Source organism: Flavobacterium sp., from assembly GCF_003525665.1.
Lineage (GTDB): Bacteria > Bacteroidota > Bacteroidia > Flavobacteriales > Flavobacteriaceae > Flavobacterium.
Map to the genome: position 1 here is coordinate 866 of NZ_DQDX01000204.1, position 9,410 is coordinate 10,275.

The following is a 9,410-nucleotide window of genomic DNA, read 5'->3' on the forward strand; positions in this document are numbered from 1 at the left end:
GTTTTTATCATCCTAAAATTGGTTTTTGGATAGGAGCAACGCCAGAACAATTTCTAAAAGTGGATGAAAATTTGGTGAAAACTGTTTCGTTAGCCGGAACACAATTATTTGATAAAAAAAAGGACGCTATTTGGCAAAATAAAGAAATTGAAGAACAGCAAATTGTAACTGATTACATTGTTAAAAATTTGAACTTATATTCTGATGCTGTTACTTTTTCTGAACCTTATTCGCATCAAGCAGGAAGTTTAGTTCATATAAAAACCGATATTCAGGCTGTTGTAAATAATGAAAATTCTATCTCTGAAATTATAAATGTATTGCATCCAACACCTGCAGTTTGTGGTTTTCCTAAAGAAAAAGCGAAGCAATTTATTATTGAAAAAGAAGGTTATAATAGAGAATTTTACGCTGGATTTTTGGGAGAATGGAATAAAGATTTTGCTACATTCAAACAAAAGCAATCGGATTTATTTGTTAATTTACGATGCATGAAAATCGAAGAATCGGTTGCAAATTTGTACATTGGTTGCGGAATCACAAAAGACAGCGATCCTGAAAAAGAGTTTGTTGAAACGGTCAATAAGTCATTGACGATTAAAAATGTGTTGTGATTTTGAAAATTATCATACATTATACATAAATACATTATACAATTTTAAAAATGAAACTAGATATATTAGCTTTTGGTGCACATCCAGACGATGTAGAATTGGGTTGCAGCGGAACGATTGCAAAGGAAATTGCATTGGGTAAGAAAGTTGGAATTATCGACTTAACTCGTGGCGAATTGGGAACACGTGGTTCGGTTGAAATTAGAAATTCAGAATCGGCGAAAGCTTCAGAAATTCTTGGTATTTCTGCTAGAGAAAATCTTGATATGCGCGATGGTTTTTTTGTAAACGATGAAGCACATCAGATGAAAATCATTCAAATGTTACGCAAATACCAACCAGAAATTGTGCTTTGCAATGCCATTGATGATAGACATATCGATCACGGAAAAGGTAGCAAATTGGTTTCTGATTCTTGTTTTCTATCTGGTTTGCGAATGATAGAAACGAGCCTTGACGGAGAAAATCAAGTAGCTTGGCGACCAAAAGTAGTGTATCATTACATTCAATGGAAAAACTTGGAACCCGATTTAGTTGTGGATATTTCTGGATTTATGGATGTCAAAATGGAATCTATTTTAGCTTACAGTTCGCAATTTTACAATCCAAATACCAACGAACCTGAGTCGCCAATTAGTTCGAAAAACTTTTTAGATAGCGTAAAATACCGTGCTCAAGATTTAGGAAGAATCGTTGGAGTAGATTATGCCGAAGGTTTTACAGTAGAAAGATATTTGACAGTCAATAGCTTAAGTGATTTGAAATAAATTTGATGTAAATTTTTGATTTTTTTCTTTGTACGAGCCAAGAAAAATTATATATTTGCACTCGAATTACAAATGGTGATTGTAGCTCAGCTGGTTAGAGCATCGGTTTGTGGTACCGAGGGTCGCCGGTTCGAACCCGGTCATTCACCCAAAAAAAAGTCTTGAAATTTTCAAGACTTTTTTCGTTTTTATACTTTTCTATAGTTTATTCTGTTGCCATTCGTTTTAGAATTGCCCACTGTTTCAAAGCGGTTCTTGCTTCAACTGCAGGATAACCAAGCATAACTTTTCCGGCAGGAATATCGGCTGCAACACCAGAGCCAGCGCCAACAATTGCGCCATCACCAATAGTTAAATGATCTTTTATAGAAGCGCTTCCGCCAATAATTACGCCGTTTCCTAGAGTTACAGAACCTGCGAGTCCACTGTTTCCGGCCATGATACAGAATTTACCCATTTTAGAATTGTGACCAATTTGTACCAAATTATCAATTTTGCAACCATCACCAATTATTGTAGAGCTAAATTTACCTCTGTCAACACATGAGTTGGCGCCAATTTCTACATTATTTCCAATTACAACATTTCCTATCTGAGGAATTTTAGCCAGTCCTTTTTCTGGACAAGGAGAGAATCCAAATCCATCGGCACCAATGGTACAATTAGGATGTAAAATACAAAACGCACCTACAAGACAACGTTCTCTAATTACAGTTCCAGACCAAATCGTTGTATTTTTTCCGATAGTTACTTCATCTAAAATAGTAACGTTTGGATAAATTGTGACATTTTCGGCAATAGTTACGTTTGGTCCAATATAACTTCCAGCTCCAATTTTTGTTCCAGCTCCAATAGTTGCAGAAGCATCGACTACAGCAGTTGGATGAATTTCATGGCTAAATTTTGGTGCGTCAGGAGCAAACATCTCAAGAACTTGACACATTGCTAAATCGGCATTTTTAACTTTTATAAATGCTTTATTTTCGCCTGGTTCAATAGAAATATCTTCGTTTACAATGGCAACACATGCTTTAGAATCTTTCCAAAATTTTTCATATTTTTTATTTCCTATAAAGGCAATTTCGGTTTCACTTGCTAATTCAAGTTGTTCTGGTGCAGTTATTGTATGATTGGTTTCGCCAATAACGATGCCTTTTAGGACTTCATTTATTTCTAATACAGTGAGTTTTTTCATTTATTGTAGTGGTTATAGATGTCAAATATGGGAAATTGTTTTCACATTCGCTAATAATTAGTTAAATGTATTGTTACTTTTAAAAAAATTCTAATTTTGTTTTTTATAAAATAATGCTATGAAAAAGTTATTCTTGTTGCTGTTTATTCCGTTGCTTTCTTTTGGACAATTTGAAAAATCAATCAAATTGAAAGTGGCGGTGATACAGAATTTTGTTCAAAAAGGCGAAGAAGGTGAGAAGATGTATTGGCAGACTAAAGGACAAATTACCTTTGGAATTGTGAATTATACAGAAGAACAAAATCCGATATTTCGAGATTTATTCATCAGTCAGTATCGAGAAATTGTACCTATTTACAATAAAATGAATGAAACAAGCAATGAAGACGACAGTGCTTTGTTCATTCAAATACTAATCAGGCAAGAGGAAGATTATAGAAAACTTTTGACTGAAGAACAATTGAAAAAGTATTTTACTGCTTTGGCAGAATTTGAAAAAAGCAATCCAGAAGCCAATGATTCCTATACTTCTTTGTTCTTTTCAGAAAATTTATTAAAAGAATATAAAGAACGATTTTACTAAAATAAAAAACGCTGTAAAATTAATTACAGCGTTTTTTTATGGATTTGAATCTAAATTATTTTCCGTCTTTATCAACTACTAAACGTTTTTCTCTGTTGGCAATTTCCCAAGCGGTTGCAAAAGCCAATCGGGTTCTTTTTTCTAAAGCATCAAATTCAATTTTGTCAACTTCATCTGTTGGTTTGTGATAATCGGCATGCGTTCCGTTGAAATAAAATACCGATGGAATTCCGTTTTTAGCAAAATTATAATGATCTGAACGATAGTAAAAACGATTTTTATCGGCTCTATCATTGTATTTATAATCTAAAGTAAGACCAATATATTTTTTATTAACCTCTTCACAAATGTTATATAAATCGGTAGAAAGATAATCTGAACCAATTACATAGACATAATTATTAGAATCTTTGTGAAGCTCATCACGACGTCCAATCATATCAATATTAACATCGGCAACCGTATTTTTTAGAGGAAACAACGGATTTTCTGAATAAAATCTTGAACCATGTAAACCATGCTCTTCACCAGTTACGTGCAGAATTAAAACCGAACGTTTTGGTCCGTGTCCTTCACTTTTTGCTTTATGGAAGGCTTGCGCGATTTCTAATAAACCAACTGTACCAGAACCATCATCGTCGGCACCATTGTATATTTCGCCATTTTTCATACCAACGTGATCGTAATGCGCCGAAACTACTACAATTTCTTCTGGATGTTCGCTTCCTTCAATAAATGCCCAAATATTTTCTGAGTCACCAAGTTTTGGACTAAATCCTTTCTTCATGTATTCTGAAGGTACTTTTTGATAGTAAGAATCGGCACCTTTTGGAAACGGAATTCCGTCTTTTTTGTACTGATCAATCAAATAATTTCCGGCCAATTTCTGACCTTCACTTCCTGTGTTTCTACCTTGCATTTCATCGGAAGCAACTATAGTTAGATGGGTTTTTAATTCACCAGCTGTGATACTGTTGATATAACTTGGCACATCAAGAGGTTTTTTAGTTGCTGTAGCCGTTCCTGTTGCAGTTTTTGAAGTGGAACACGAAATAATTAACATGGATAACAATCCAATTGAGATGCTGTTTTTCATATGTTTATATTTTATTTTTTGTGGTGCTATTTGTTATCGACTTTTTAATCATTGGTATTTGCTGATTCAAATTTTTTGTTGGTTCCTATTTTATATTTTAATGAATATTAATGAATGAGTAAATTACAAGTAGAACTGAAACTATTGCAATTAGAAATATATTGATAAATAAAATAAAGATACTTTTTAAAAATGAAATAGCTCTTGTTTCCCCATAGAAACGATGATGTGCTGGAAAGAAATAATAGAACATCCAAAGGTAACCAACAGCATTAATTAGAACTGAAATCGTTTTCTTTACCATGTTTTCTCCAAGAAAATGTAATAAATAATCACTAATACCAATCAGCAAAGAGGTTAATAGTAAAAAGGAAAAATAGTGTAAAGTAAAAATACCATGATCAAAATAGTACCATCTTTTTTTGTTGTGAAACAGCCATAAAACCAAAGCAAATAAAGGCATATAAATAAATAATGCTTTTGGGAAATTATACATTACTGATTCTAAAAACTTTTCCTGTAATTCTTCGTCAGAATATTTATTTTCTATTGGTATCGTTTTTTTGGAAACCCAATATTCTAAGGCGCCAACTTTATCTGGATTTGCTTTTCTTGCCGAATCTAATTGCGTGATTGATTTGTATCCAGAACTGAAAAATCTATCATTATTTTTAAAGGCATTTTCTTTTCTAGCATCAGTAATGTATTTAACTAAAGAATCCGCGTTTTTATCTGATAAGAGTCCTTTTTTTCTGAGATTTTCAATTTCCTGAACTTCCTCTTTTATGTTTGCCTTTAGAATTGAATCTTGCACTAAAGAATCGTTTTCTTCTTCTGCATCTTTATTTTCAGAATAATCGTAGTAAGATTTTTTTGTTTCTTTTTTAGAGCCATTATCAAATTTTATTATTTCTTTATCTTCATTATCAGGAAGAACTGCCATTAAAAAAAAGGTGACAAAACTTATAAAAATATACAATCTAACTGGTGCTAAATAAGATAAACGTTTACCAGAAAGATATTCTTTTGTTAACGATGCTGGTTTTAATAAAAGATTTTTTATGGTTTTCCAGAAGGCATTTTCATAATGCGTTAAATCTTCAAAAAAGTGAACGAATAAGTGATGAAATGTTTTTCTGGTATCGGTGTTTTCTTGACCACAGTTGGGGCAAAAACGGCTATCAACAACATAATTGCAATTGAGGCAAGTTTTATCTTTTCGTAACGGGCTTTTGTGCGACAGAAATTATCTGGAATAATAAACCGATGTAAATCTATTAAAAAATTTTTATTATTACTTTTGCTTAACAACATTAGTTATTAAATTTTAAATTAGTTACATTTATTTTAATATTAAATTCATTTTATGCAATCAGCTGCTACAACGCCCGATCAATATATTTCTGAATTGCCAGAAGATAGAAAAATTGCAATGGAACAATTGCGAAAAATTGTTTTAGATAATCTTCCAGCCGGATTTAAAGAAGTCATGTCTTATGGTATGCTTGGTTATTGTGTTCCTCATGAAATTTATCCAAATGGATATCATTGTAATCCAAAAGATCCATTACCATTTTTTGCAATAGCATCACAAAAAAACTCTATAAATATTTATCACATGATGCTTTATGCCGATAAAGAGTTGCACGATTGGTTTGTAGCTGAGTATCCTAAATATTCTAAATCAAAATTAGATATGGGAAAAAGTTGCATCCGATTTAAAAAAACGGCCGATATTCCTTATGATTTAATCGGTGAATTAATGTCTAAAGTTACTTTAGATCAATGGATTGAACGCTATGAAAGCACTTTAAAAAAATAACTAATGATTGATATAATAAAGGAAACCTACGGTTATCTATTTGAAGAAAAACTAATTGAAGAAATTGCGCAAGTTGCCACTCTTAAAAATTTTGACGAAGGTGATGTTCTAATTGATTTTGGTGATTACATAAAAAAAATGCCGCTGTTAATTCATGGTGCGATAAAAATATTAAGAGAAGATTTTGATGAAGGTGAGTTGCTCTTGTATTTTATAGAAAAAGGCGATACTTGTGCCATGACAATGGCTTGTTGCTTAGGCGATACCAAAAGCGAAATCAGAGCAGTTGCCGAAACCAACGGTCAATTAGTAATGATTCCTGTAAGTAAAATGGAAGAATGGCTTGGCAAATACAAAAGTTGGCGAAACTATGTTTTTAATAGTTACAACAATCGTTTAAAAGAAATGCTTACAGCAATTGATAATTTGGCATTTATGAACATGGATGAGCGATTGCTGAATTATTTATCTGAAAAATCAATTGTTAATAAAACCAAAGAAATTAAAAGTACACATCAAGAAATTGCTTTCGATTTGCACACTTCAAGAGTTGTAGTTTCTAGGTTATTAAAAGCGTTAGAAAACGAAGGAAGAATTCGTTTGCATCGAGCTTCGATTGAATTATTAAACATTAAGTAACCTAAGTTGCACAGCATAAATTTGAATTTATCGACCTTTGTGTCAACAAAAAAATAAATGGAAATTAATTATATAATTGGCTACTTTTTGGCGGTATTGGTTGGAATAACTCTAGGTTTAATAGGAAGTGGCGGTTCTATTTTATCAGTGCCAGTTCTGGTTTACATTATGGGAATCGAACCTATTTTGGCAACAGCTTATTCGTTATTTGTTGTGGGAACTACTGCATTAGTTGGAGGTTTTCAAAAGGCAACGCAGAAATTAGTCGATTTTAAAAAGGTTTTATTGTTTGGATTTCCAACAATATCTGCCGTTTTCTTAACCCGAAAATTTATTGTTCCAGCTATTCCAGATGTAATTTTTTCTACAGCAACTTTTACGCTGCACAAGTCGGTTTTGATTATGGTTGTTTTTGCAATTGTAATGATATCGGCTTCGATTAGAATGATAAAACCATTGAAAGAAAAGATTATTAATGATGATTCAAAGCTAAATTACTTCAGAATTATTTTGCAAGGATTATTTATCGGATTAGTAGCTGGATTTGTTGGTGCTGGTGGCGGATTTTTAATAATTCCTGCGTTGTTATTTTTAGCAAAAACACCAATGAAAATGGCTGTTGGAACATCACTTTTTATTGTGGCAGTTCAGTCCTTAATCGGATTTGTTGGTGATATTAGACCAGATCAAATTATTGATTGGAAAGTGGTTCTAATTTTTACAGGATGTTCTATTATTGGAGTTTTCATCGGAAATTATTTATCGAAAAAATTCTCTGGAGATAAATTAAAAACAGGTTTTGGATGGTTTGTTCTCGCTATGGGAATTTATATTCTTGCAAAAGAACTTCTCTTATCTTAATCTTTTTATAAATGTAACATTTGATACGCTGCATTAATTTCAAATCGATTATTTTTACATAAAATTACAAACAGATGAAAATACAACAAATATATACAGGATGTTTAGCACAAGGTGCTTATTACATTGAAAGTAATGGTGAAGTTGCCATTATCGATCCATTACGCGAAGTACAACCTTATATTGATATTGCTGTTGCAAATAATGCTCAGATAAAATACATTTTCGAAACCCATTTCCACGCCGATTTTGTAAGTGGACACGTTACTTTAGCTGAAAAAACAGGAGCTCCAATTGTTTATGGTCCAGAAGCGAATCCAAGTTTTAAAGCTCATATTGCTACTGATGGCGAGGTTTTTAAATTGGGTGAAATTACAATTACTTGTCTTCATACACCTGGACACACCATGGAAAGTTCGTGTTATTTATTGAGAGATAAAGACGGAAAAGACTATGCGCTTTTCAGCGGAGATACCTTATTTCTTGGTGATGTTGGACGACCAGATTTAGCTCAAAAAGCAGCACACATGACGCAAGAACAATTAGCCGGAATTTTATTCGACAGTTTGCGAAATAAAGTAATGACTTTGGCCGATGATGTAATTGTTTATCCAGCTCACGGTGCCGGAAGTGCTTGCGGAAAAAATTTAAGTAAAGAAACCGTAGGAAGTATTGGCGATCAAAAAGCGACTAATTATGCGCTTCGTGCCAACATGACTCGAGAAGAGTTCATTGCTGAAGTTACCGATGGTTTATTGCCACCGCCAGCTTATTTCCCAATGAATGTGAAACTTAATAAAGAAGGTTATGCTAATGTTGAGGATATTATCAGCGAAGCAAAAGCATTTGACGCAAAAACTTTTGAACTAGTTGCAAACGAAACAGAAGCATTAATTTTAGACGTTCGTCATCAAGATGATTTTGCAAAAGGTCATATTCCGAAATCAATTTTTATTGGGATTGATGGACAATTTGCTCCTTGGGTTGGTGCTTTAATTTTAGATGTAAAACAACCTATTTTATTGGTAACTCCAATGGGTAGAGAAGAAGAAACGATAATGCGATTGGCTAGAGTAGGATATGACAACACCGTTGGATATCTCGACGGCGGATTTGAATCGTGGAAAAATGCCGGATTAGAATTTGATACAGTTACTTCGGTTTCTGCAGAAAAATTGGAGGAAATTTTGAACCAAGTTCCAAATGACAATACAAAAATTCCAGTTTTTGATGTGAGAAAACCAGGAGAATATACTGCCGAACATATTTTAGATGTGCCATCAACGCCATTGGATTTTATCAACGATCATTTATCAGAATTTCCTAAAGAAGAAACTTTTTATGTGCATTGTGCTGGTGGATATCGTTCTATGATTGCGGCTTCTATATTAAAATCTCGTGGTTATCATAACGTTATTGATGTTTTGGGCGGATTTTCGGCAATTAAGAAAACTGAAATTAAGACAACAAATTACGTTTGTCCATCAACTTTGAAGTAAATTTAGAATAAAATCACAATTAAGTTAAATTTAAGAAGGTAGATAAAATATTTTTCTATATTTGATTTATTAAAATACAATTATTAATTAAAACTAAAATATAAAATGAAAAAAGTAACATCAATTTTAGCTGTAGCAGCATTTTTATTTGCAATGAATGTAAATGCACAAGAGCAAGAACCAAAAGCTAAAAAGAAAGCTAAAACAGAAAAATCTACTTCAACTACAGATAAAAAATCTTGTTCTGAAGGTGAGAAAAAAGCTGGATGTTGTTCTAAAAAAGCAGCATAAATTTATAAATTGTTAATTGAATTTAAAAGTGTTTGAGAAATCA

Annotated in this window: 11 protein-coding genes, 1 tRNA gene and 1 pseudogene; 9 read left to right on the plus strand and 4 right to left on the minus strand. The window is 32.6% G+C overall.

What is annotated here, in order from left to right; all coding sequences use genetic code 11:
* From DIU01_RS14395 to DIU01_RS14405, 3 genes are all read left to right on the plus strand, one after another.
* The coding region (locus DIU01_RS14395; protein WP_290835638.1) for a chorismate-binding protein at nucleotides 1-614 on the plus strand (614 nt) is incomplete at its 5' end.
* Nucleotides 615-664: 50 nt separating this feature from the next.
* Entirely contained in the window at nucleotides 665-1,381 is a 717-nt protein-coding gene (gene bshB1 / locus DIU01_RS14400) for a bacillithiol biosynthesis deacetylase BshB1 (protein WP_290835640.1), read from the plus strand.
* Nucleotides 1,382-1,455: 74 nt separating this feature from the next.
* A tRNA-His gene (locus DIU01_RS14405) sits at nucleotides 1,456-1,531 on the plus strand.
* Nucleotides 1,532-1,586: 55 nt separating this feature from the next.
* On the opposite strand, the gene lpxD is transcribed toward DIU01_RS14405, so the two are convergent.
* Nucleotides 1,587-2,576: a UDP-3-O-(3-hydroxymyristoyl)glucosamine N-acyltransferase gene (gene lpxD / locus DIU01_RS14410; protein WP_290835642.1), complete on the minus strand. Its 990-nt coding sequence runs from the start codon at nucleotides 2,574-2,576 to the stop codon at nucleotides 1,587-1,589.
* Between the two features lie 118 nt (nucleotides 2,577-2,694).
* Here lpxD and DIU01_RS14415 point away from each other — a divergent pair, with 118 nt between their 5' ends.
* The gene (locus DIU01_RS14415; RefSeq protein ID WP_290835644.1) at nucleotides 2,695-3,159 is read left to right on the plus strand and encodes a hypothetical protein; all 465 of its coding nucleotides are present in this window, start codon (nucleotides 2,695-2,697) and stop codon (nucleotides 3,157-3,159) included.
* A 55-nt stretch (nucleotides 3,160-3,214) separates the two neighbouring features.
* On the opposite strand, the gene DIU01_RS14420 is transcribed toward DIU01_RS14415, so the two are convergent.
* The 3 genes and pseudogenes from DIU01_RS14420 to DIU01_RS14430 form a co-directional block, all read right to left on the minus strand.
* Nucleotides 3,215-4,255: a M28 family metallopeptidase gene (locus DIU01_RS14420; protein ID WP_290835646.1), complete on the minus strand. Its 1,041-nt coding sequence runs from the start codon at nucleotides 4,253-4,255 to the stop codon at nucleotides 3,215-3,217.
* A 97-nt stretch (nucleotides 4,256-4,352) separates the two neighbouring features.
* Nucleotides 4,353-5,198 carry a hypothetical protein gene (locus tag DIU01_RS14425; RefSeq protein ID WP_290835648.1) on the minus strand — a complete coding sequence of 282 codons (846 nt, stop codon included), beginning with the start codon at nucleotides 5,196-5,198 and terminating at the stop codon, nucleotides 4,353-4,355.
* Between the two features lie 18 nt (nucleotides 5,199-5,216).
* Nucleotides 5,217-5,498: pseudogene (locus tag DIU01_RS14430) on the minus strand (DUF3667 domain-containing protein); the annotation flags it as partial.
* Nucleotides 5,499-5,621: 123 nt separating this feature from the next.
* Between DIU01_RS14430 and DIU01_RS14435 the strand changes: the two are divergent.
* The 5 genes from DIU01_RS14435 (at nucleotide 5,622) to DIU01_RS14455 (ending at nucleotide 9,367) form a co-directional block, all read left to right on the plus strand.
* Nucleotides 5,622-6,077 carry a DUF1801 domain-containing protein gene (locus tag DIU01_RS14435; protein ID WP_290835650.1) on the plus strand — a complete coding sequence of 152 codons (456 nt, stop codon included), beginning with the start codon at nucleotides 5,622-5,624 and terminating at the stop codon, nucleotides 6,075-6,077.
* A gap of 3 nt (nucleotides 6,078-6,080) precedes the next feature.
* Nucleotides 6,081-6,716 carry a Crp/Fnr family transcriptional regulator gene (locus DIU01_RS14440; RefSeq protein WP_290835652.1) on the plus strand — a complete coding sequence of 212 codons (636 nt, stop codon included), beginning with the start codon at nucleotides 6,081-6,083 and terminating at the stop codon, nucleotides 6,714-6,716.
* 57 nt (nucleotides 6,717-6,773) lie between these two features.
* Nucleotides 6,774-7,577, plus strand: coding sequence for a sulfite exporter TauE/SafE family protein (locus DIU01_RS14445; RefSeq protein WP_290835654.1), 804 nt, complete (start codon nucleotides 6,774-6,776; stop codon nucleotides 7,575-7,577).
* Between the two features lie 74 nt (nucleotides 7,578-7,651).
* Nucleotides 7,652-9,076, plus strand: coding sequence for a rhodanese-like domain-containing protein (locus DIU01_RS14450; protein ID WP_290835656.1), 1,425 nt, complete (start codon nucleotides 7,652-7,654; stop codon nucleotides 9,074-9,076).
* Between the two features lie 105 nt (nucleotides 9,077-9,181).
* Complete coding sequence (locus DIU01_RS14455) at nucleotides 9,182-9,367, plus strand: hypothetical protein (RefSeq protein ID WP_290835658.1); 186 nt, start codon at nucleotides 9,182-9,184, stop codon at nucleotides 9,365-9,367.
* Nucleotides 9,368-9,410: the final 43 nt, after the last annotated feature.